General features: G+C 74.4%; 14 protein-coding genes. 13 read left to right on the top strand and 1 reads right to left on the bottom strand.

The window, feature by feature from the left end; all coding sequences use genetic code 11:
• Position 1 precedes the first annotated feature (1 nt).
• From ACIBTU_RS11340 to ACIBTU_RS11300, 9 genes are all read left to right on the top strand, one after another.
• Entirely contained in the window at positions 2 to 1267 is a 1266-nt protein-coding gene (locus ACIBTU_RS11340) for a 6-phospho-beta-glucosidase (RefSeq protein ID WP_399125759.1), read from the top strand.
• A complete protein-coding gene (locus ACIBTU_RS11335; RefSeq protein ID WP_399125757.1) occupies positions 1264 to 2238 on the top strand; it encodes an N-acetylglucosamine kinase in 975 nt (324 codons plus the stop codon). The genes ACIBTU_RS11340 and ACIBTU_RS11335 overlap by 4 nt, the downstream gene beginning before the upstream one ends.
• A gap of 294 nt (positions 2239 to 2532) precedes the next feature.
• Complete coding sequence (locus ACIBTU_RS11330) at positions 2533 to 3939, top strand: hypothetical protein (protein WP_399125810.1); 1407 nt, start codon at positions 2533 to 2535, stop codon at positions 3937 to 3939.
• Positions 3940 to 3953: 14 nt separating this feature from the next.
• The gene (locus tag ACIBTU_RS11325; RefSeq protein ID WP_399125756.1) at positions 3954 to 4991 is read left to right on the top strand and encodes a glutamate ABC transporter substrate-binding protein; all 1038 of its coding nucleotides are present in this window, start codon (positions 3954 to 3956) and stop codon (positions 4989 to 4991) included.
• 46 nt (positions 4992 to 5037) lie between these two features.
• A complete protein-coding gene (locus ACIBTU_RS11320; protein WP_399125755.1) occupies positions 5038 to 6360 on the top strand; it encodes a hypothetical protein in 1323 nt (440 codons plus the stop codon).
• 44 nt (positions 6361 to 6404) lie between these two features.
• Complete coding sequence (locus ACIBTU_RS11315) at positions 6405 to 9056, top strand: tetratricopeptide repeat protein (protein WP_399125809.1); 2652 nt, start codon at positions 6405 to 6407, stop codon at positions 9054 to 9056.
• Between the two features lie 31 nt (positions 9057 to 9087).
• Positions 9088 to 10389 carry a PP2C family serine/threonine-protein phosphatase gene (locus tag ACIBTU_RS11310; RefSeq protein WP_399125753.1) on the top strand — a complete coding sequence of 434 codons (1302 nt, stop codon included), beginning with the start codon at positions 9088 to 9090 and terminating at the stop codon, positions 10387 to 10389.
• A 56-nt stretch (positions 10390 to 10445) separates the two neighbouring features.
• Positions 10446 to 11813 (top strand): VWA domain-containing protein, encoded by a 1368-nt coding sequence (locus ACIBTU_RS11305; RefSeq protein WP_399125752.1) that lies wholly within the window; start codon positions 10446 to 10448, stop codon positions 11811 to 11813.
• Positions 11814 to 11889: 76 nt separating this feature from the next.
• On the top strand, positions 11890 to 13005 hold the full coding sequence (locus ACIBTU_RS11300) for an FHA domain-containing protein (protein ID WP_399125751.1): 1116 nt from the start codon (positions 11890 to 11892) through the stop codon (positions 13003 to 13005).
• Positions 13006 to 13129: 124 nt separating this feature from the next.
• On the opposite strand, the gene ACIBTU_RS11295 is transcribed toward ACIBTU_RS11300, so the two are convergent.
• Positions 13130 to 14149 (bottom strand): methyltransferase domain-containing protein, encoded by a 1020-nt coding sequence (locus tag ACIBTU_RS11295; RefSeq protein ID WP_399125750.1) that lies wholly within the window; start codon positions 14147 to 14149, stop codon positions 13130 to 13132.
• Positions 14150 to 14242: 93 nt separating this feature from the next.
• Here ACIBTU_RS11295 and ACIBTU_RS11290 point away from each other — a divergent pair, with 93 nt between their 5' ends.
• The 4 genes from ACIBTU_RS11290 (at position 14243) to ACIBTU_RS11275 (ending at position 21866) form a co-directional block, all read left to right on the top strand.
• Entirely contained in the window at positions 14243 to 14647 is a 405-nt protein-coding gene (locus ACIBTU_RS11290; RefSeq protein WP_188338887.1) for a globin, read from the top strand.
• A 185-nt stretch (positions 14648 to 14832) separates the two neighbouring features.
• Positions 14833 to 18114 carry an FtsX-like permease family protein gene (locus ACIBTU_RS11285; protein WP_399125748.1) on the top strand — a complete coding sequence of 1094 codons (3282 nt, stop codon included), beginning with the start codon at positions 14833 to 14835 and terminating at the stop codon, positions 18112 to 18114.
• 1 nt (position 18115) lies between these two features.
• Positions 18116 to 20842, top strand: coding sequence for an FtsX-like permease family protein (locus ACIBTU_RS11280; protein ID WP_399125747.1), 2727 nt, complete (start codon positions 18116 to 18118; stop codon positions 20840 to 20842).
• A 52-nt stretch (positions 20843 to 20894) separates the two neighbouring features.
• A complete protein-coding gene (locus ACIBTU_RS11275) occupies positions 20895 to 21866 on the top strand; it encodes an ABC transporter ATP-binding protein (RefSeq protein WP_399125746.1) in 972 nt (323 codons plus the stop codon).
• Positions 21867 to 21899 lie beyond the last annotated feature (33 nt).

Genomic DNA, 21899 nt, shown 5'->3' with positions numbered 1-21899 from the left:
TATGAAGCTCGCTGTGGTCGGCGGAGGGTCGACCTACACCCCCGAACTCATCGACGGATTCGCGCGGCTGAGGGACACGCTGCCGATCGAGGAGCTCGTCCTCGTCGACCCCGCGGCGGACCGTCTGGAACTCGTCGGCGGCCTCGCCCGGCGCATCTTCGCCAGGCAGGGCCACCCCGGCGTCATCCGCACCACGTCGGACGTGGACGCGGGCATCGCCGGCGCCGACGCGGTGCTGCTGCAACTGCGCGTCGGCGGTCAGGCCGCACGCAACCAGGACGAGACCTGGCCGCTGGACTGCGGCTGCGTCGGCCAGGAGACGACCGGCGCGGGCGGCCTCGCCAAGGCGCTGCGCACGGTGCCGGTCGTCCTGGACATCGCCGAGCGCGTCCGGCGCGCCAACCCGGACGCCTGGATCATCGACTTCACCAACCCGGTCGGCATCGTCACAAGGGCATTGCTCCAGGCGGGACACAAGGCGGTCGGCCTGTGCAACGTGGCCATCGGCTTCCAGCGCAAGTTCGCGAAGCTCCTCGACGTGACGCCGGGCGAGGTCCACCTGGACCACGTCGGCCTCAACCACCTCACGTGGGAGCTCGGCGTACGGCTCGGCGGCCCGGACGGCGAGAACGTGCTGCCGCGCCTGATCGCCGAGCACGGTGACGCGATCGCCGAGGACCTGCACATGCCGCGCCCGCTGGTCGACCGGCTCGGCGTCGTCCCCTCGTACTACCTGCGCTACTACTACCAGCACGACGCGGTGGTCTCCGAGCTGCGCACCAAGCCGTCCCGCGCCGCGCAGGTCGCCGAGATGGAGCGCGAACTCCTCCAGATGTACGGGGACCCGACGCTCGACGAGAAGCCGGCGCTGCTCGCCAAGCGCGGCGGCGCGTTCTACAGCGAGGCCGCGGTCGACCTGGCCGCGTCGCTGCTCGGCGGGGGCGGCTCCCCGCACCAGGTCGTGAACACGTACAACAACGGCACGCTGCCGTTCCTGCCCGACGACGCCGTCGTCGAGGTGCAGGCCGCCGTCGACTCCAAGGGCGCGCGCCCGCTGCCCGTCCCGGCGCTCGACCCGCTGTACGCGGGGCTGATCGCCAGCGTCACCGCGTACGAGGACCTGGCCCTGGAGGCGGCCCTGCGCGGCGGCCGGGACCGGGTCTTCAGGGCGCTGCTCGCCCACCCGCTGATCGGCCAGATCGAGTACGCCGACCGGCTCACCGACCAGTTGATCGCGCACAACCGGGAGCACCTCGCGTGGGCATGAGCGTCCTTGCCATCGACGCGGGCAACAGCAAGACCGACGTCGCGGTGGTCGCGGCCGACGGCACCGTCGTCGCCGAGGCCCGCGGCGGCGGGTTCCAGCCGCCCCGGGTCGGCGTCCGCGAGGCCGTCGACGTGCTGGCGGAGGTGGTCGGGCGGGCCTTCGCGCAGGCCGGCGCCGACGCGGTCGAGCATGTCTCGGCGTGTCTGGCCAACGCGGACCTGCCCGTCGAGGAGCGGGAGTTGGCGGCCGAGGTGCGGCGGCGCGGCTGGTCGGCGGCGGACCGGGTGGAGGTGCGCAACGACACGTTCGCGGTGCTGCGGGCCGGGCTCCTGGAGGACGCGGAGCCGCGCGGCGTCGCGGTCGTCTGCGGGGCCGGCGTCAACTGTGTCGGCATGCTGCCCGACGGGCGCACCGCCCGCTTCCCCGCCATCGGCAAGATCTCCGGGGACTGGGGCGGCGGGGGCGGCCTCGCCGAGGAGGCCCTCTGGTTCGCGGCGCGGGCCGAGGACGGGCGCGGCGAGCCGACGGCCCTGATGCGGGCGCTGCCCGCGCACTTCGGGCTCGGGTCCATGTACGCGCTGATCGAGGCGATGCATCTGGGGCGGATCTCCGTGGCGCGGCGGCACGAGTGCACGCCCGTGCTGTTCGCGGTCGCCGCCGAGGGTGATCCGGTGGCCCGGAGCGTCGTGGAGCGGATGGCCGAGGAGATCGTGGCCATGTCGGTGGTGGCGCTGCGGCGGCTCGACCTGCTGGAGGCGGAGGTTCCGGTGCTGCTCGGGGGGTCGGTCCTCGCGGCGCGGCACGCGTTGCTGGATCGCCGGATCGGGGAGCTGCTGTCCGCGCAGGCCCCGAAGGCCCGCCCCCGCGTCGTGACGGAGCCGCCCGTTCTGGGGTCGGTGTTGTTGGGCCTGGACGCGGTGGGCTCCGCCCCGGACGCGTACACGAAGGTCCGGGGTCACTACGCCCGTTGAGCGATGCCCCGACGCCCGATGAGATCGCGCACGGAGTGCGCATCTCAGGGGCGCGGGGAACTGCGCGAGAAGCCCCACCGGGCCGCGGGCGGCGACGAACCGGTGGGGCTACGGCGCGCGGCCGGACGGAACCGCGGAGCGCCCGATCACGTGTTCCACAGCGGGGGGTTCACACAAGATCCAGGGAAGCCCTGTGCGGATACCCATCGCGGCAGCGATAATCGCGGCGACCGGACGACCATGGGGGAGGGGCGAGTGACACACCCGCCGAACGGGAGCGCGGCTCCGCCGACGATGCCGAGCGTGCCGCCACAGACCCGGGGCCCGGCCCCGGCCCCACCGACGAACGCCCCGGCACCCACACCTGCCCCGGCCCCGCCGAGACGTACGGCCTGGGCCGAGGGCGTCGACCGCCTGAAGGCGGCCGCGATCACGGAGCCGGGCCGGCTCCGCATCATCGGCGCCGTGCTCGCGCTGCTCGTCGTCGCGTTCGGCGCGACGACGGCCTGGCAGATGACGGACCGTTCGAGCGCCGCGGACGACGTGCTGCACTCCAGCCAGCCGCTGAGCGCCGACGCCGCCGACATCTACCGCTCGCTCGCGGACGCGAACACCGCCGCGTCCAGCGGCTTCCTGGCGGGGGGCCAGGAACCGGCGGCCGTGCGCGACCGGTACGAGAAGGACATCCGCCGGGCCGCCGACAAGCTGGTGCGGGCCGCGGCCAGCACCGATCCCGACACGCCCTCGGCCCGCACGATCGCGCGGCTGAACACGCTGCTGCCCCAGTACAAGGGCCTCATCGAGCGCGCCCGGGCCAACAACCGGCAGGGCTTCCCGCTGGGCGGCGCGTATCTGCGGTACGCGAACCAGAAGATGCAGACCGAGATGCTCCCGGCCGCCGAGGACCTGTACACGAAGGAGAACCAGCGGCTGCGGGACGACTACGACGCGGCGACCCCGTACCCGTGGATCGCGATCGCGCTCGGCGTCCTCGCGCTCGGCGCCCTCGGCTGGGCCCAGCACCGCAACTACCGCCGCACGAACCGGGTGTTCAACCAGGGCCTGCTCGGCGCGACCGCCGCGACGACGGTGGTGCTGCTGTGGCTGGTGGTGGGTCACACGGTGGCGCGCAGCGGGCTCGACTCCTCGTACGACCACGGGGTGCGCTCGCTGAACGTGCTGCACGACGCGAGCATCGCCTCCCTGAAGGCGCGGGGCAACGAGAACCTGACGCTGGTCAGCCGGGGCGCCGAGACGGTGTCGGTCAAGGGCGAGACCAAGGACAAGTACGACGTCGACTTCCAGAAGCAGATGGATCTGCTCGGCGGCCGGCTGAAGGACGCCGCGGCGCTCGCCGACGACACCTCGGGCCGCACCCCGGTCGGCACCGCGAACAGCGGTATGAAGGAATGGCTGAAGCGGCACGAGGACGCCCGGGCGCAGGACGACTCCGGCAACTACCAGGGCGCCCTCGACAAGATCATCGGTTCGAAGCAGGAGAAGCCGACGGGTGAGTGCTTCGACCAGGTCGACCAGAGCCTCGACAAGGCGCTGGCGCACGAGCAGCGGCAGTTCGACACGTACGCGAAGGACGGGCGCGGTGCGATGACGGGTCTCGTGGTCGGCTCGGCGGTCCTCGCGGTGCTCGCGGCGGCGGCCGCCGTGCTCGGCATCGGACGCCGGCTTTCGGAATACCGGTGAGAGGGGGTGCGGTGATGGACGAGCGGCGGGCACGGAAGGTGAGTCTGCGCGGCTGGGGCGGCGTGGCGGCGATGGCGGTGGTGTGCGCCCTGACGGCGGTGTTCGCGCTGCTGCTCCCCCTGACGCAGCGCACGGCGGCGAAGGACGACGGCGCGGGCGTGGGCTCGGCGGGTGTCGCCGACGGCACGCAGGTGCGGGCGACGGACTGCGAGGCGGGCGTGGACGGCAAGGAGCCGGAGCGCAGCCTGCGTCCCAGCGGCGACGAGTCCGGGGACGCGGTGCGGGAGATCAAGGACCGCGGCTATCTGTCGGTCGGCGTCGACCAGAACAGCTACCGCTGGGGCTACCGCGACCCCAACAACCAGGACAAGAAGAGCGAGCTGGAGGGCTTCGACATCGATCTCGCGCACGAGATCGCGGACGAGATCCTCGGCGACCCGAACGCGGTGCGTCTCAAGGCCATCCCGACGAACGAGCGGATCCCCGCGATCCAGCGCGGCGACGTCGACATGGTCGTGCGCACGATGACGATCAGCTGCACGCGCCTGGACGAGGTGGCGTTCTCCACCGCCTACTTCCAGACGGGTCAGCAGGTCCTCGCGCCGAAGACCGACCAGGACATCAAGGGCTTCGGTCCGTCGCTCGCGGACAAGCGGATCTGCACGGCGACCGGTTCGACCGCGTTCGAGACGCTGGACACCGCGAAGAAGTCCGGCAAGCTGCCCGGCAGCGCCGACATCTCGACGACGGTGCCGAACCAGCTGGACTGCCTGGTGCGCCTGCAGCTCGGTGAGGTCGACGCGGTGGTGACGGACGGCGCGCTCGCCGCGAGCCAGGCCGCGCAGGACCCGACGGTGGAGCTGAGGGGCGACCCGTTCACCGAGGAGTACTACGGCGTCGCGATGAAGAAGGACGCGGACGGTCTGGTGCGCCGGGTCAACAAGGTCCTGGAGGACTACCGCGAGGACGGCGGCTGGCAGAAGTCGTACGACTTCTGGCTCAAGCCGGCGCTCGGCGCGTCCGACGGGCCGCCCGCACCGAAGTACAAGTGACCCGCACACGGCAACGACGAGCACGACACACAGCGAGAGGTGATCGATGGGCGACGCGGGACCCCCTGGTCCGGTGATGGACCGGGACGAGGTGGACCGTGCTCTGGCCCGGCTCGGCGCCGAGCACGAGGCGGTCGAGACGTCGCTGCTCGCGCTCCAGGACCACGCGGGACGCCGCCTGCTCGAGGGCGCCGAGCTGACCGGGACGACCCGGGACCGCTGGGCGTCGGCCGAGCAGGCGATCACGCTGCTGTGGACGTACTTCGACGCGTACGCGGGCACGCTGCGCACGGCGCGGGAGATCCGTTCGCGGCGCCGCTGGTCCAGCCGGGACGACCTGGTGGAGCTGACCGAGCTGCTGCGCGGCGAGTGCGTGACCGTGGCCTCCGGCGCGGGCGGCTCCGCGCCGTCCTCGATCACCGGCCCGGCGAAGCTGTCGGAGCGGTTCACGCTGGCCGCGCTGGTGGAGCGGATGAACGCGCTGTACGCGTCGTCGCTCGACATGGTGGTGTCCGCGGACGCGGTCTGGTCGGCGCTGCCCGCCCGGATAGACCTGCTCGCGGCCGAGCTGGGGCGCACCCGGCAGCTGGCGCACTCGGTGGGGGTGCGCCCGGGTGAGCATCCGGCGGGCGACGACCTGGAGCGGATCACCGGCGCGCTGACCCGGCTGCGCGCCGAGGTCGTGTCGGACCCGCTCACGTACTGGCAGAAGGCGCCGGGGAGTTCGGCGCCGGGCGGCGGCCGTCCGGACACGGCCGCGTACGACCGGCAGGCGCGGGCGCTCGACGAGGTGCGGCGCGAGATCGAGGCCGTGCTGACGGTGCGGCAGGACGCGGAGGCGCGGCTCACCAAGCTGCGGGACGTGCTGTCACGGGCGGACCGGACGCTCTCGGAGGCCCGGTCGGCGCGCGGCGAGGTCCTCGCGAAGATCGCCGCGTCGGAGGTGCCCGCGGTGTCGGGTCCGCCGACGGCGCTGCAGGAGCAGCTGGCGGCCGCGGCCGACTACCGGCGGCACGGCCAGTGGCACCGCCTGTCGCCGCTCCTGGAGTCCCTGGAGTCGAAGGCCGAGGACGAACTGCTGCGCGCCCGCGAGTCGTTGACGGCGGTGACGGCGCCGCTGGCGGTGCGCGCGGAGCTGCGCGGCCGGCTGGACGCGTACAAGGCGAAGGTGGCGCGGCTCGGTTTCGCGGAGGATCCGTTCCTGGTGGAGCGGTACGACGCGGCGCGCCGCATGCTGTGGAGCGCGCCCTGCGATCTGCGGGCGGCCGAGGCGGCGGTGCTGCGCTATCAGCGGGCGGCGGCCGAGGCGCTGTCGTCACCGGGCGGGCCCGCGGGGGCCGCGCCCACGGACCGGAGGGGGGAGCCGTAGCCGTGAAGTGCACGCGGCCCGGTTGCACGGGCAGTTACGAGGACATGGGCGGGGAGCTGTACTGCGACACGTGCGGCCTCAAGCCGGCGGGGGCGCCCGCGGGGGCCCTGGCGGAGGGCTCGTCGCGCAGTGCGGCGACGCATGCCTCGGCCTCGCCCGCGCCCCGGCCTCCGGGCACCTGTCAGCGGCCCGGCTGCGGCGGCCGTTACGAGGACGTGGGCGGCGGCGAGCTGTACTGCGACACGTGCGGGCTGGCCCCGGTGGTGTCGCCGACGGGGATGGTGTCGTCGCCGCCGACCGGGATCGCGGGCGGTGGTTCGCGGGGATCGCAGAGTTCGGCGAGCGCGCGGGCGTCCTCGCGGACCTCGTCGCGGTCCTCGCAGTCGCGCCGCTCGGTGTCGGGCCGGCTGTCGCGTTCCCTGTCGGGTGCTTCGACGTCGCGGTCGGTGTCGGTGCGCAGTTCGGGCGCCTCGGCGAGCAGTTCGGGCCGGGCGCGGCTGGGTGCCGGTCTGGTGCGGGTGCCGGACGTGCCGCGGCCCGACCCGCGCGCGATGGTGCAGAAGCATCCGGAGGTGCCCGAGCGGAAGCGATTCTGCTCGCGTTCGGACTGCGGGGCGCCGGTGGGCCGGGCGCGCGGTGAGCGGCCGGGCCGGACGGAGGGGTTCTGCACCAAGTGCGGGCACCCGTACTCGTTCGTGCCGAAGCTGGACGCGGGCGACATCGTGCACGGCCAGTACGAGGTCGTGGGCTGTCTGGCGCACGGCGGGCTCGGCTGGGTGTACCTGGCGATCGACCGCGCGGTGTCGGACCGCTGGGTGGTCCTCAAGGGTCTGCTCGACACGGGCGACCAGGACGCGATGGCGGCGGCGATCTCGGAGCGCCGCTTCCTGGCGGAGATCGAGCACAGCAACATCGTGCGGATCTACAACTTCGTCGAGCACCTGGACCAGCGCACCGGCTCCATGGATGGCTACATCGTCATGGAGTACGTGGGCGGCAAGTCCCTCAAGGAGATCGCCAACGAGCGGCGCACCCCGGACGGCAAGCGGGATCCGCTGCCGGTGGAGCAGGCGTGCGCGTACGGGATCGAGGCGCTGGAGGCGCTCGGTCATCTGCACAGCCGCAATCTCCTGTACTGCGACTTCAAGGTCGACAACGCGATCCAGACCGAGGATCAGCTCAAGGTCATCGACATGGGCGCGGTCCGGCGGATGGACGACGACGAGTCGGCGATCTACGGGACGGTCGGCTACCAGGCGCCGGAGGTCGCCGAGCTCGGCCCGTCGGTCGCCTCCGACCTCTACACGGTGGCGCGCACCCTCGCGGTGCTGACCTTCGACTTCCAGGGCTACACGAACGTGTTCGTGGACTCCCTGCCGGACCCGGACAACATCGAGGTCTTCCGCCGTTACGAGTCGTTCTACCGGCTCCTCGTGCGGGCCACGGACCCGGACCCGGCGCGCCGGTTCGCGTCCGCGCAGGAGATGGCGGAGCAGCTGACGGGTGTGCTGCGCGAGGTCGTGGCGCTGCAGACGAACCGGCCGCGGCCCGCCCTGTCGACGCTGTTCGGTCCCGAGGTGAAGGTGACGGACACCGAGCTGTTCCGCGGTCTGGACGGTGACGTGTCCCAGCTCGGGGTGCGGACCGTGCCGCAGCGCGGACGGCGCGGGTCCGCGGCGGCGGCACTGCCCGCGGCCCCCGCGCGGCCTGCCCTGCCGCCCTCCCCCGCCGAGCTGGTCCGCCCCCTCGCGGCGGCCGCCACGGCGCTGGCCCTGCCGGTGCCGCGGGTCGACCCGGGCGATCCGAACGCCGGGTTCCTGGCGGGCCTGATGGCGTCGGCTCCGGCCGAGCTGATCGCGGCGCTGCACGCGGCCCCGACCGGCTCCCTGGAGCTGCGCCTGCGCGAGCTGCGGGCCCGCCTGGAGATGGGCGAGACGGACTCGGCGCACCGGGGCCTGACGGCCCTGGAGGCGGACCATCCGGACGACTGGCGGGTGGTCTGGTACCGGGGCGCGGCCTCGCTCGCGACGGGCGACCACGCGAACGCGGCGCTGTCGTTCGACGCGATCTACGACGCGTTCCCGGGCGAGCCGGCGCCGAAGCTGGCGCTCGGCGTGTGCGCGGAGGTGCTCGGCCAGTTGGACAACGCGGCGGAGTACTACCGCCTCGTGTGGGCGACGGACCCGAGTTATGTGAGCGCCGCGTTCGGTCTCGCCCGGGTGCAGTGGGCGGCCGGGGACCGGGGCGGCGCGGTGCGCACCCTGGAGTCGGTGCCGGAGGCGTCGATCCACTACACGGCGGCGCGGGTCGCGGCCGTACGGGCCCGGCTGCGCGGCCGGACGGCGGGGGGCGCCCCGCAGGGGGACCCGTTGCTCGGTGATCTGACGGCGGCGGCGGGGCAGGTGGAGGCGCTCGACGCGTTCGGCCTGGACGCCGTGCGCCGCGAGGAGTTGTCCACCGAGGTCCTCGGCACGGCGCTCGACTGGGTACTCTCCGGTAGGCAGGGTTCCGCTCCGCCGCAGGCCTCCGCCGGCGGCGCCGGTGCGGTGGTGCTCGGCAGCGACCTGGACGAGCGCGGCCTGCGCCTGGGCCTGGAGCGTTCGTACCGGACACTGGCCAGGCTCGCCCGGAGGGGCGAGGAGAGGATCGAACTGGTGGAGCGGGCCAACCGTTACCGCCCCCGGACGTGGGTGTGAGTTGATGTCGCAGACGCAGAAGGCGGCCGCCATGTCAGTGTGTCCCAGCTGCGCGGAACCGCTCGAGGAGAGCGACCGCTTCTGCGGCGCGTGCGGGTACGACCTGTCGGCGGGGCCGGACGACCGGCCGACGCTGACGATGGCCGCACCCGACCTCGGACCGGAGAGCGAGCCGGAGCCCGGCTCGGTCGCGTGGCCGGCCGCGCAGGAGGTGGACAGCTCGGACACGCCCGCGCCGGTGCACCTGCCGACCGATCTGGAGGGCACGGACTCGGCGGGCGGTGAACTGCCCACGGCGGTCCGCTTCGACGGGCCGGACGCGGCGGCGGACGACGCCGGTGAGGACTTCCCGCTCGCGGCGCCCGACCCGCGGACGGCGACGACGCAGGAGCTGGAGGCGGCGACCCCGCCGGCCGGCACCAAGCTGTGCGTGGCGTGCCGGTCCGGGCAGGTCGACCCGGACGGCTACTGCGAGAACTGCGGGCACGCCCAGCCGCGTGAACGCGACCACATGGAGCAGGAGTTGGGCGCGGTCGCCGCGGTCAGCGACCGGGGTCTGCGCCACCACCGCAACGAGGACGCGTTCGCGATCTCCTCGGCGGCGCTGCCCGACGGCTCCCCCGCGGTGGTCGCCGTGGTCTGCGACGGGGTGTCCTCGGCGACCCGGCCGGACGACGCGTCCCTGGCCGCGTCCCGGGCGGCCAACGAGGCGCTGCACGAGTCGCTGCCGCGCGGCACGCACCCGCAGCAGGCGCTGCACGAGGCGATCGTGGCGTCGGCCGACGCGGTGAACGCGCTGGCGGCGGAGCCGGAGACGGCCCGCGAGCACCAGCCGCACCAGAACGCGCCGGCCTGCACCTTCGTCGGCTCGGTCGTCACCAAGGAGCTGCTCGTCGTCGGCTGGGTCGGCGACTCGCGCGCCTACTGGGTGCCGGACGACCGGACCGCGCCCGCCGCCCGGCTCACCGAGGACGACTCGTGGGCGGCGCAGATGGTGGCGGCCGGACTGATGAACGAGGCGGAGGCGTACGCGGACGAGCGGGCGCACGCGATCACGGGCTGGCTCGGCGCGGACGCGTACGAACTGGAGCCGCACACCGCCTCGTTCAAGCCGGACCGGCCCGGGGTGGTCGTGGTGTGCACGGACGGGCTGTGGAACTACGCGGAGTCGGCGCAGGACATGGCGCGGGTCGTCCCGGCCGACGCCGCCGCGCGGCCGCTGCACGCGGCGCAGGTTCTGGTCGGTCACGCCCTGGACGGCGGCGGCCACGACAACGTAACAGTGGCGGTGCTGCCGTTCCCCGTCCCGCCGGCGGGGGCAGGATCGGCCTGACCCGGTCTGAACCGGTCTGCCACAGAAGGCCTGAAACAGCAGGGGGGACTTGTCACATGGCCAACTTCTCGAAATCGAACGCCCCGCAGTTCTCGGTGGAGGTCTACCAGAACGAGTACCTGCCGGAGGGGGGCCGTGAGGTCAACGCGATCGTCACGGTCACCTCCACCGGCGGCGGCACCGTCGGCGCGGCGAGCGGCGCGGTGGGGGCGCCGAACCAGTACAGCGCGGGCGGGGGCCCGGACGCGGCGGTCGCGCTGATGGTGGACTGCTCGGGCTCGATGGACTATCCGCCGACGAAGATGCGCGGCGCCCGGGAGGCGTCGGCTGCGGCGATCGACACGCTGCGCGACGGGGTGCGCTTCGCGGTGATCGACGGCACGCACGTGGCGCGGGAGGTGTATCCGGGCGGCGGGCGGCTCGCCGTGGCCGATCCGACGACCCGCGAGGCGGCCAAGCAGGCGCTGCGCAAGCTGTCGGCGGGCGGCGGCACCGCGATCGGCACCTGGCTGCGCCTCGCCGACCGCCTCCTGTCCTCGCCGGAGGTGTCCCCGACGGCGGTGCGGCACGGCATCCTGCTGACGGACGGGCGCAACGAGCACGAGTCGCCGGAGGACCTGAAGGCCGCGCTCGACCACTGCTCGGGCCGCTTCACGTGCGATGCGCGCGGGGTCGGCACCGACTGGGAGGTGAAAGAGGTCACAGGGATCGCCTCCGCGCTGCTCGGCACGGCCGACATCGTCGCGGATCCGGCGCATCTGGCCGGGGACTTCACGCAGATGATGGAGACGGCGATGGGCAAGGAGGTCGCGGACGTGGCGCTGCGCCTGTGGACCCCGCTCGGCTCCGAGATCAAGTTCGTCAAGCAGGTGGCGCCCGCGGTCGAGGAGCTGACCGACCGCCGCACGGAGGCGGGTCCGCGCGCCGGGGACTATCCGACGGGCTCGTGGGGCGACGAGTCCCGCGACTACCACGTGTGTGTGCAGGTGCCGAACGCGGAGCTGGGCCGGGAGATGCTCGCGGCCCGGGTCTCGCTGGTGATCCCGCAGCCCGACGGCACGGCGCAGACGCTGTCGCAGGGTCTGGTGCGGGCGGTGTGGACGGACGACATGGTGGCGTCCACGTCGATCAATCCGCAGGTCGCGCACTACACGGGCCAGGCCGAACTGGCGCAGGTCATCCAGCAGGGACTGGATGCCCGCAAGGCCGGTGACGTGGACGGGGCGACCGCGAAGCTGGGCCGCGCGGTGCAGCTGGCGGCGCTCTCCGGAAACGCGGACACCGCGAAACTGCTTTCGAAGGTGGTGGACGTGGTGGATGCCGCGGAAGGTACTGTTCGATTGAAGGCGAAGGTCGCGGAGGCCGACGAGATGACTCTCGAGACCCGGTCCACCAAGACGGTTCGCGTGAAGAAGCAAGCCTGAAGCAGCACGCCGAAGCAGTACGCCGAAGCAGTACGCCTGACAGCCAGGCACGTGAAGGAGAGGGGGAAGCGCCGACATGCCGACCTGCCCGAACGGACACCAGTCGGGTTCCGACGACTGGTGCGAGGTCTGCGGTCACCGCATGGCCGGTGCCGTGCCCCCGCCCCCGCCGCCGCCCCCGGCCGCCGGTTACGGATATCCCGGACCGTCGGTGCCGCAGGCGCCGCAGGGCGGCGGACCGGGCGCGCCCGAACTGTGCCCGCAGTGCCGTACCCCGCGTGAGGGCGGTGCGCCGTTCTGCGAGGAGTGCCGCTGGAACTTCCTCACGAACACGGCGACGTCGTACACGCCGGCCGCGCCGAACCCGCCGCTGCCGCACACCTCCGGTGGTCCGCAGGGGGCGCAGGGCGCCAATCCGGCGCTGCGTTTCCAGCAGCCGCCGCAGGGGCCCGACCCGTACGAGTACCAGGGTTCGCGGCCCTCTCAGATGAACCGGCCGGCCGAGCCGATCCCGCCGAACCCGTTCGGCGGCGAGCCGCAGGGTCCGCACGCGACCGGCGGCGGTGTCCCGCAGGCGTTCCAGCAGCAGCCGCCGCCTCCCCCGGCGCCGGTGCAGCCGGGTCCGCCCGGTCCGCCCGCGCCGCCCGCGCCGTCCTTCGGTGGCGGGGACGACTGGGTGATCTCGCCCCCGTCCTCGCAGCAGCCGGGCCCGCCCGCGCCGCCGCCGCACGGTTTCCAGCAGCAGCCGCCGCCGATGCAGATGCCTCCGGCGCCGCAGCCCGGTCCGGTGACCTGGTCGGCGACGATCGGTCCGGACCGCGAGTACTTCATGGCGATGATGCAGCGCAGCGGGCCCGAGGCCTCGGGTCTGAACCTGCCCGCGTACTCGCCGGAGCAGCGCCGTGAGCTGGTGGGCAACCAGATCTCGATCGGCCGCCGCCGGCACTCGACCGGGGACACCCCGGACGTCGACCTGTCGGTGCCGCCGGAGGATCCGGGGGTCTCGCACCAGCACGCGGTGCTCGTGCAGCAGCCGGACGGTTCGTGGGCGGTCGTCGACCAGAACTCGACGAACGGTACGACGGTCAACGGCGGCGACGAGCCCATCCAGCCCTTCGTCCCCATCCCCCTCCAGGACGGCGACCGCGTCCACGTCGGCGCATGGACGACGATCACGATCCATCGCGGCTGACCCCTTCTGGTCCCCCGAGCCCCCGAGATGCCACCCGAAGGGTGTGCATCTCAGGGGCGCGGGGAACTGCGCGACCAGCCACGACGAAAGCCGCACCCGCCGACGGCGAACAAGCGGCTCCCCCCTAGGCGGCCCCTCGCAGCGGCCACACATACGGCCCCGACGGATCGTCCAGCCACGCATAGGCCCGGCCCCGATCCAGGGTCACCCCGAACCGCTCGCGCCCGGGCCGCCCCTCCCGCTCCCACACCCGGAGCACCTCCCGCGCGTCCACACCCCCGTACTCGCCGACCAGCGTGAGCACGAACCGGAACAGCTCGTCCCGCACGAGACTCCGCGGCAGCCTCCCGGCCCACCCGGACCCGGCCTCCCCACCGCCGGCCCCCCGCAGCGCCACGAAGTACGCCGGGGTGTGCAGGAACCTCCCCTCCGCGAATCCCGCGTCCCGCACCGTGAGCACGACGATCCCGGTGGAGAGCGGCGCCAGGATCCGCGCCCCCGGCCGGCACTGCTCCAGCCACACGGACGGCACCCCCCGCAGCGCGCACGTCACGATGATCCGGTCGAACGGCGCCCGCTCGGGGCATCCGCGCGCCCCGTCCCCGGTGACGACGACCGCCCGGTACCCCGCGGCGGCGAGATGCGCCCGCGCCGTCTCGGTGATCTCGGGGTCGAGGTCGACGGTCGTGACGGCGTCGGGCCCGAGCCGGTGCGCGAGCAGCGCCGCGTTGTACCCGGTGCCGGCGCCGATCTCCAGGACCCGGTCCCCGTCCTCCACCCCGAGCTCGACGAGCATGGTCGCCATCAGGGAGGGCTGGCTGCTGGAGGAGATCAGCTCCCCGTCCCGCATCCGGGTGGCCAGCGGCTGGTCCGTGTAGGCCCCCTCGAGCCAGCGAAGGCGCCGTCGCGGGTCGGGATCCTGCCCCCACAGCCGCTCGTAGCCGCCGGGGACGCCGACGATGTAGGAGGGCACGAAGAGGTGGCGCGGCACGGCGGCGAACGCCTCCCGCCAGCGCGGGTCGGCGGCGAAGGCCCCGCTCAGCTCGATCTCGCGCACGAGTGCGGCCCGTGCCCGCTCCGCACGGACCGCGAGGTCACCGTCGCTGTCGCCACCGCCATCGGCATCGGCGTGCTCTGCACCCATATGTCCACCCTGCCCCGGCGGCCACGGTTCGGCGAGCCCCGGGCGAGTCCTAAGGCTCAGGTCCTCGGCCGGGGTGTCTGAGACGATGGACGGGTGACTGAGATCCCGCGCGACACGCTTCAGGAGCTGACGTTCTACGAGCAGGTGGGTGGCGAGGAGACGTTCCGCCGCCTGGTGCACCGCTTCTACGAGGGCGTGGCCGCGGACCCGCTGCTGCGTCCGATGTACCCGGAGGAGGACCTGGGCCCGGCCGAGGAGCGGCTCGTGCTGTTCCTGATGCAGTACTGGGGCGGCCCGCGCACGTACAGCGAGCACCGGGGTCATCCGCGGCTGCGGATGCGGCACGCCCCGTTCCAGGTGGACCGGGCGGCGCACGACGCGTGGCTGCGGCACATGCGGGACGCGGTGGACGAGCTCGGCCTGTCCGAGGAGCACGAGCGCACGCTGTGGAACTACCTGACGTACGCGGCGGCCTCGATGGTGAACACCGCGGGCTGAGCCCGGCACACCCCCCGCGCCCCGGGCGGAGGCACCGCCTCCGCCCGATCTCCGGCACACGGACTCCACATTCCGGTCACGATCCGGTCCAGACCTCTTCCGCAATGCGTACCGCCTCTGACAACATCCGGACAGACTTTCGGGGATGTACGGCGTAGAGCGCAGGGAATACGGGGGCGGCCGGCATGTGGGATTTTGTCCTCCTACGGGTGCGGGCACACCGCCTGCTGCTGACCGCGGCCGTCCTCGCCGTCCTGCTCACGACCTCCGTCCTCGCCATGCTCAGCGCGTTCTCCGGGGCGATCGGCGACGCCTCGCTGCGGCACATGCTGCGGACCCGGGACGCGACGACGACCGCGCTCGTGGTGAAGGCGGACGTGCTCGCGTCGGGCCGCGACGCCGCCGCGAGCGCCGTCCGCAAGGGCACGGACCGCGCCTTCGACGGACTTCCGGTGCGCTGGCAGTCGCTCACCTCCTCGGGCGCGTACGCGCTGCCGGGACCGGACCGGGACCGGCCGGATCTGACCAGGTTCGCCGTCCTCGACCGTTCCGAGGTGAAGCTGACCGACGGCCGGCTCCCCCGGGCCCGCGCCGGGAAGGTGGTCGAGGCGGCGCTGCCGCAGGCCGCCGCGCAGCAGCTCAAGCTCACGCCCGGTGACCGTCTCGTCCTCACCGACCGGCTCGCCGGCAGGAAGCTCACCGTCGAACTGACCGGCGTCTACCGCCCGGCCCGCCCGCAGTCCCCGTACTGGGCGCTCGACGAGCTCGGCGGGCACGGTGTGCAGAAGGTGAGCTTCACGACGTACGGGCCGCTGATGGCGGACCCGTCGCTGCTGTCCGGGGGCAGGGTCGGCGCGGGCGAGTCGGCGTGGCTGGCCGCCGCGGACTTCTCGGCGGTGACCACCGGGCGGATCGACGCGCTGCGCGACGCAGCGCGGGCGGGCACCCGGCAGCTGGAGCACGACCCCGCGCTGGCGGGTTCGGTGACCGTGACCGGTTCGCTGCCCGACGTGCTGACCCGGGCCGAGCGGGCGCTGCTCGTGTCGCGGTCCACGCTGCTGATCGTGGCGCTGCAACTGGTGCTGCTCGCCGGGTACGCGCTGCTGCTCGTGGCGCGGCTGCTGAGCGCCGAACGGGCCGGGGAGACCTGGACGTTGCGGGCCCGCGGCGGTTCCCGGGGGCGGATCGCCTCGCTCGCGGCCCGGGAGGCGCTGCTGCTCGCGCTGCCCGCCGCGGTGTGCGCGCCGCTGCTCGCGGGCCCGCTGACCCGGCTCGTCGCCGCGCAGGGCGCCCTGTCCCGGATCGGCCTGAAGCTCGACGTGGGGGTGAGCGCCGCCTCGGTGTGGCTGGTCGGCATCGGCGTCGCGGTGGGATGCGCGCTCGCCGTGACGCTGCCCGCGCTGACCTCACAGGGCCCCGGCGGCGGCCGGGCCAGGGCGCTGCCCGCGCCGCTGCGGGCCGGCGCCGACGTGGGTCTGCTCGTCGTCGCGGCCGTCGCCTACTGGCAGTTGGACCAGCAGACCTCGGGCACGGGCGCGCTGAGCAGCGACAGCAAGGGCAGTCTCGGCATCGATCCGCTGCTCGTGGTGGCGCCCGCGCTGGCGCTGCTCGCCGGCACGGTGCTCACGCTGCGGCTGCTGCCGCCGGTGGCGCGGCTCGCGGAGCGCGGCGCGGCCCGTGGCAAGGGGCTCTCGATGGCGCTCGCGGGCTGGCAGTTCAGCCGCCGCCCGATGCGCGGCGCGGGCCCGGTGCTGCTCCTCGTCCTCGCTTCCGCGATGGGCATGCTCGCGGTCGGCCAGGGCGCCTCGTGGGACCGTTCGCAGCGGGACCAGGCAGACTTCCGGGCGGGCGCGTCGGTGCGGGTGCAGGGCACGGAGCCCGGCATGGCGCAGGCGGCCGCGTATCCGGCGGTGCCCGGCGTCAAGGACGCGGCGCCCGCGCGGCGGATCGAGGTGCCGCTGCAGAGCGGCCGGACCAGTACCGCGCTGGCGCTGGACACGGCCCGCGTCCACGACGGGATGCTGATGCGCGGCGACCTCTCCGGCTCGACGCCCGAGAAGGTGCTCGGCGCGGTGCGTCCGGCGCGGGCCGGTGACCCGGGTGTGCCGGTGCCGAAGGACGCGCGCGGCCTGTCGTTCGCGCTCCGCGCGGTGAACGTCCGGGGCCAGAAGGGCGCGCCGCCGAACGAGACGACGTCGGTGGCGGCCACGGTCGTCGACCGGTTCGGCCTGCCGTACCGGCTCGCCCTCGGCGCGCTGCCCGTCGACGGCCGGGAGCACCGGCTCGACGCGGAGCTGGGACGGGCCGCGCATCCGCTGCGGCTGATGGGCCTGGAGTTCGTGACGGAGCGGCACATCGGCTCGGACGCCTCGCAGAAGGTCACCCTGGGGTCCGTGCGGGCCCGCTCGGCGGCGGGCGCCGACCGGCCGCTCGACCTGTCGGTCACGAAGTGGCGCACCCAGCTCCCGGACCCCGAGGGCACGACGAGCGGGGACGGTTCCGCTGCGGGGAGCGGCGCCCCGGCGACGGCGCCGCGCGTCGAGCGGGCCGGATCCGGGCTCACGTTCACGTACAACACCGGGTTCGTCCCCGCCGGCGACGCCGGGTTCTTCGTGACGGCGCCGAGCACGACGGTGCGGCTCACGGTGCGCCAGCGGGTGGCGCTCACCGTCCCGGCGGTGGCCACCGACCGGTTCCTGGCCTCGGCCGACCTGAAGAAGGGCGACACGATGGACCTGCCGGTGCCCACCGGCACCGTACGGATCCGGATCGCCGGATCGGTCCGTGCCCTGCCGACGACCGGCGCCGCCGACCCCGAGCGCGACGGCGGAGCCGTCCTCCTCGACCTGCACGCGGCGAACCGGGCCCTCACCGAGGTCGGTTACCCGGCGCTCGATCCCGACGAGTGGTGGCTGGCCACGAAGCCGGGCGGTGACGCGCGCGCCGCCGCGGCCGCGCGGGACCTGCCCGGCATCGACGCCTCGCAGGTGACCTCGCGCGCCGAGCTGGTCGACGCGCTGCGCGACGACCCGCTGGGCGCGGGCCCGCAGTCCGCGCTGTCGGCGGCGGCCCTGGTCGCGGCGGCGCTCGCGGCGGTCGGCTTCGCCGTCAACACGGTGGGCTCGCTGCGCGAACGCGGCGACGAGTTCGCGGTCCTCACCGCGCTCGGCGCGTCCCGCCGCCGGCTCACCCGGCTCGTCGCGGCCGAGCAGGGCGTGCTCGTCGCGATCGGCCTGCTGGTGGGCGCGGCGCTCGGCGCGTTCCTGACCCGGGCCGTGGTGCCGCTGATCGTGCTGACCGGCGACGCGACCCGGCCCGTCCCCGAGGTCGCGATCCAACTGCCGCCGTCACAGGTGGCGTTGCTGCTCGGCGGCGTCGCCCTGACCCCCGTACTGATCATCGCGGCGCTCGCGCTGCGCCGGCCGCCGCAGCTCGCGTCCGTGCTGCGCACGCAGGGAGGCGAGTGACATGAAGGCTCCCACCGCTCCTTGGGTGCGCACCCGGCTGCGCACCGCGCCCGGTACGGCCGCCGCGCTCGGCGTGCTCGTCCTGCTCGCCGCGTTCCTCGCCGCCGCGTTCCCGCGCGCCGTCGCGGGCTACGAGGACGACGGACTGCGCCGCACCGTCGCCGAACTCCCGCCGCACCGCGCCGTACTGGCCGTCACGACCGCCGAGCCCGGCATCGGCCGGCCCGACTCCGAGCGGGCCGGGCTGATGCGTGAGGACGTCGTCCGCGACGCGTTCGGCACGGTCCACGGCCTGCTGCCCGCACCGTTCGAGATCGACGCGCACGCCTCCTCGTACGGGGTGCGCTCGACGAACGCGCCGGCCGCCGACGAGCGGTGGCTGCCCCGGCCCGACCGGCGGCCCGCCCGCTTCCAGCTCTACGCGCAGGGCGCCCTCGCCGGCCACACCACCGAGGTGACGGGCCGGCTGCCGCGCAAGACCGCGACCGCCACCGAGGTGGAGGCCGCCGTGACCCGGCCGGTCGCCGAGCGGATGCGGCTCAAGCCGGGCTCGGTGCTGCACCTCCCGGCGGGCGGCGAGAAGCGGATCACCGTACGGATCACGGGCGTCGTCACGCCCGACGACCCGGCCGGCGGCTACTGGGGCATCGACACCCTGCTGCACACGCCCGAGCTCAAGCACGAGGACCCCCGCGACCCCGAGTCGCCCCGCTACTGGTTGGCCGGACTGATCCTGGCCCCGGACGCGGCCCCCGTCCTGCTGCAGATGGACGCCAAGCCCGAGCAGTACCTCCAGTACCTGCCGGACGGCTCGGACCTGACCGCGTCCGACCTACCCCGGCTGCGCGACATGCTCGCGAACATGACCGCGGGGCCGGGCCTGTTGAAGGCGCGCGAGGCGACGAACGCGCCCTACACGTTCATCGCGTCCGGCCTCGGCGACGCCCTCACCTCCTACGAGCGGCTGCGCTCCGGCATCTCGCCGGTCGTGTCGGTCGCCGCGTACGGGACGGCGACGGTCGCCTGCATCGTGCTGCTGATGGCGGGCGGCCTCGGCGCGGACCGGCGCCGGGGCGAGTTCGCCCTGCTGCGTTCGCGCGGCGCCTCCCTGAAGGGGATCGCCGGGCGGCTCGGCGCGGAGACCGCCGTGGTGGCGGTGCCCGCCGCGGCCCTCGGCTGCTACCTCGCCCTCCGCACGGTGGACCACGGCAGCCTGCCGCCCGCCGTGCTGGGAGCGGCGGCCTTCGCGGTGCTCGCGTGCGCGGCGCTGCCGGTGCGGGCCCTGTTCGCGCACCGCACGGTGCGGATGCAGGCCGAGCGCGACGACGTGGCCACCGCCCGCCCCTCGGCCCGCCGCACGGTCGCCGAACTGACCGTCCTCGTCCTGGCGATCGGCGCGATCGTGGCACTGCGCCGGCGCGGCACCGGCGAGGGCGACAGCCTGGTGGCGCTCGCCCCGGTCCTGGTGGGGATCGTCGCCGCGTTCCTCCTGGTCCGGCTCTACCCGCTGCCGCTGCGCCGGCTGACCGGCCCGATGTCCCGGCTGCGCGGCGCGGTCGGCTATCTGTCGCTGGCCCGCGCGGGCCGCGCGCAGGCGGGCGCGGGCACGGCGGTACTGCCGCTGCTGGCCCTCCTGACGGCGCTGACCACGGCGGCGTTCGGCGGCAGCGTGCTCGCCGGGATCGACGCGGCCCGGGACCGGGCCGCCCTCCTGGCGACCGGCGCGGACGCCCGGGTCGCCCTGTCCCAGCCGCTGCCCGAGGGAACCGCGGCCCGCGTGAAGGCGGTGCCCGGCGTCCGGGACGTCGCCCCGGTGGCGCTGCGCACCGACCTGCGCACCGGCGCGGGCCGCGCGGTGAGCGTGGCGGCGGTGGACCGCGCCGCGTACGCCCGGCTGTCCCGGCACACGGGCCTCGGCGCGTTCCCGGCGGACGCGCTGGCCCCGGCCGCGGGCGGCAAGGGCCCGGTCCCGGCGCTCGCCTCGTCCGCCCTGGCCCACCGCTTCCCGGACGGCCGCCTGACCCTCCAGGTCAACGGTCAGGAGCTGCCCGTCCGCATCACCGTCATCCGTTCCACGACGCCGGCCCTGGCGGACGACACACGCGACTTCCTCGTCATGGACGCCGCCGGGTTCGGCCGGGCGAGCGGCACGACCACCGCCCCGAGCACCCTGCTGCTGACCGGCGACGCCATCGACGGCGCCGCGCTGCGCAAGGCGGCGGGCAGCGGCGTCGTCGTCCAGACCCTCGCCGCGGAGCGCGCCCGGTACGTCGACTCGCCGCTGCAGTCCGGGGCGACCGGCGTGTACGTGTCGGCGGTCGCCGCGGGCGCCGGGTTCGCGGTGCTGGCGCTGATGCTGTCGCTGGCCCGGGCCACCCCGGAGCGGCTCGCGCTCCTGGCCCGGCTGCGCACCCTCGGCCTCACCCGCCGCCAGGGCCGCCGGCTGCTGATCCTGGAGGCGCTGCCGCAGGCGCTGCTCGCGGCGGCGGGCGGCACGCTCACCGGCTGGGCCGCGATCCGTCTGCTGGCCCCCGGCCTCGACCTGTCGACGCTGGCCCTGGCCGACGCCCGCGGCGCCGCCGCCTCCCGCCTCACCACCGACCCGCTCTCCCTCGCCGTACCGGCCGTGTGCGTGCTCGGCATCGCGATCGGGGTCGCGGCGCTGCAGGCCTGGTGGGCGGGGCGGCGCGGCTCGGTGAAGGAGCTGCGGGCGGGTGAGTCCGCATGACACACGACGACTCGAACGAGCTGACGTCGACGAACGGGGAGGCCGTACAGCCATGACGACAGAGAGCACCACGACCGGCGCCGGCCCCACCCTCGCCGACCTCGAACAGCGGGCCACCGCCCACCGGGACCGGCCGGCCTTCGGGCACGACGCGCTGATCAGCTGCGACCGTCTGGTCCGCATCTTCACGACGGACGGCGTCGAGGTCCAGGCCCTCCAGGGTCTCGATCTCCTGGTCCGCGAGGGCGAGTTGATGGCCCTGGTCGGCGCCTCGGGCAGCGGCAAGTCGACCCTGATGAACATCCTGGCCGGCCTCGACGAGCCCACGGCCGGGGCGGCCAAGGTCGCCGGGTACGACCTGCTCGCCATGACCGCGAAAGACCGCCTGCGTTACCGCCGTGAGGCCGTCGGCTTCGTCTGGCAGCAGACCGCCCGCAACCTGCTCCCGTACCTCACGGCCAGTCAGAACGTGGCCCTGCCCATGCAGTTGCGCGGCCGCACCAGCCGCTCGAAGAAGGCGGCCCGCGCGGCCGAACTCCTCGACCTGCTGGGCGTCGCCGACTGCCGCGACCGCCGCCCGCAGCAGATGTCCGGCGGTCAGCAGCAGCGCGTGGCGATCGCGGTGGCCCTCGCCAACGAGCCGAAGGTGCTCCTCGCCGACGAGCCGACCGGTGAGCTGGACTCGCACACGGGTGAGCAGATCTTCGCCGCGTTCCGCACGGCGAACGAGGAGCTGGGCACGACGGTCGTCATCGTCACGCACGACCAGACGGTGGCGACGGAGGTACGCCGTACGGTGGCCATCCGCGACGGCCGCACCTCGACGGAGGTGCTCCGCCACACCCAGGTCGACGCGACGACGGGCCAGGAATCCCTGATCTCCCGCGAATACGCCATGCTCGACCGCGCCGGCCGCCTCCAACTCCCCGCCGAATACACGGAGTCCCTGGAAATGCGGGACCGCGTGATGCTGGAACTGGAGTCGGACCACATCCAGATCTGGCCGGACGACCAGGAGAGATAACCGTCGTCCGCGGGCCCGGTGGGGGCTGGTCGC

It is taken from the genome of Streptomyces sp. NPDC050145, from assembly GCF_044460245.1.
In the GTDB taxonomy this organism is placed as follows: Bacteria; Actinomycetota; Actinomycetes; order Streptomycetales; family Streptomycetaceae; genus Streptomyces.
Note: the sequence above shows the minus strand (reverse complement) of the source record. Positions and strands in the feature narration are given on the sequence as shown.

Excerpts from the sequence above, each read along its gene's own strand:
- ACIBTU_RS11280 (WP_399125747.1), top strand. The coding sequence starts at position 18,116 with ATGAAGGCTCCCACCGCTCCTTGGGTGCGCACCCGGCTGCGCACCGCG.
- ACIBTU_RS11315 (WP_399125809.1), top strand. The coding sequence starts at position 6,405 with ATGGGCGGGGAGCTGTACTGCGACACGTGCGGCCTCAAGCCGGCGGGG.
- ACIBTU_RS11295 (WP_399125750.1), bottom strand. The coding sequence starts at position 14,149 with ATGGGTGCAGAGCACGCCGATGCCGATGGCGGTGGCGACAGCGACGGT.
- ACIBTU_RS11305 (WP_399125752.1), top strand. The coding sequence starts at position 10,446 with ATGGCCAACTTCTCGAAATCGAACGCCCCGCAGTTCTCGGTGGAGGTC.
- ACIBTU_RS11335 (WP_399125757.1), top strand. The coding sequence starts at position 1,264 with ATGAGCGTCCTTGCCATCGACGCGGGCAACAGCAAGACCGACGTCGCG.
- ACIBTU_RS11275 (WP_399125746.1), top strand. The coding sequence starts at position 20,895 with ATGACGACAGAGAGCACCACGACCGGCGCCGGCCCCACCCTCGCCGAC.
- ACIBTU_RS11325 (WP_399125756.1), top strand. The coding sequence starts at position 3,954 with ATGGACGAGCGGCGGGCACGGAAGGTGAGTCTGCGCGGCTGGGGCGGC.
- ACIBTU_RS11310 (WP_399125753.1), top strand. The coding sequence starts at position 9,088 with ATGTCAGTGTGTCCCAGCTGCGCGGAACCGCTCGAGGAGAGCGACCGC.
- ACIBTU_RS11300 (WP_399125751.1), top strand. The coding sequence starts at position 11,890 with ATGCCGACCTGCCCGAACGGACACCAGTCGGGTTCCGACGACTGGTGC.
- ACIBTU_RS11340 (WP_399125759.1), top strand. The coding sequence starts at position 2 with ATGAAGCTCGCTGTGGTCGGCGGAGGGTCGACCTACACCCCCGAACTC.
- ACIBTU_RS11330 (WP_399125810.1), top strand. The coding sequence starts at position 2,533 with ATGCCGAGCGTGCCGCCACAGACCCGGGGCCCGGCCCCGGCCCCACCG.
- ACIBTU_RS11320 (WP_399125755.1), top strand. The coding sequence starts at position 5,038 with ATGGGCGACGCGGGACCCCCTGGTCCGGTGATGGACCGGGACGAGGTG.
- ACIBTU_RS11285 (WP_399125748.1), top strand. The coding sequence starts at position 14,833 with ATGTGGGATTTTGTCCTCCTACGGGTGCGGGCACACCGCCTGCTGCTG.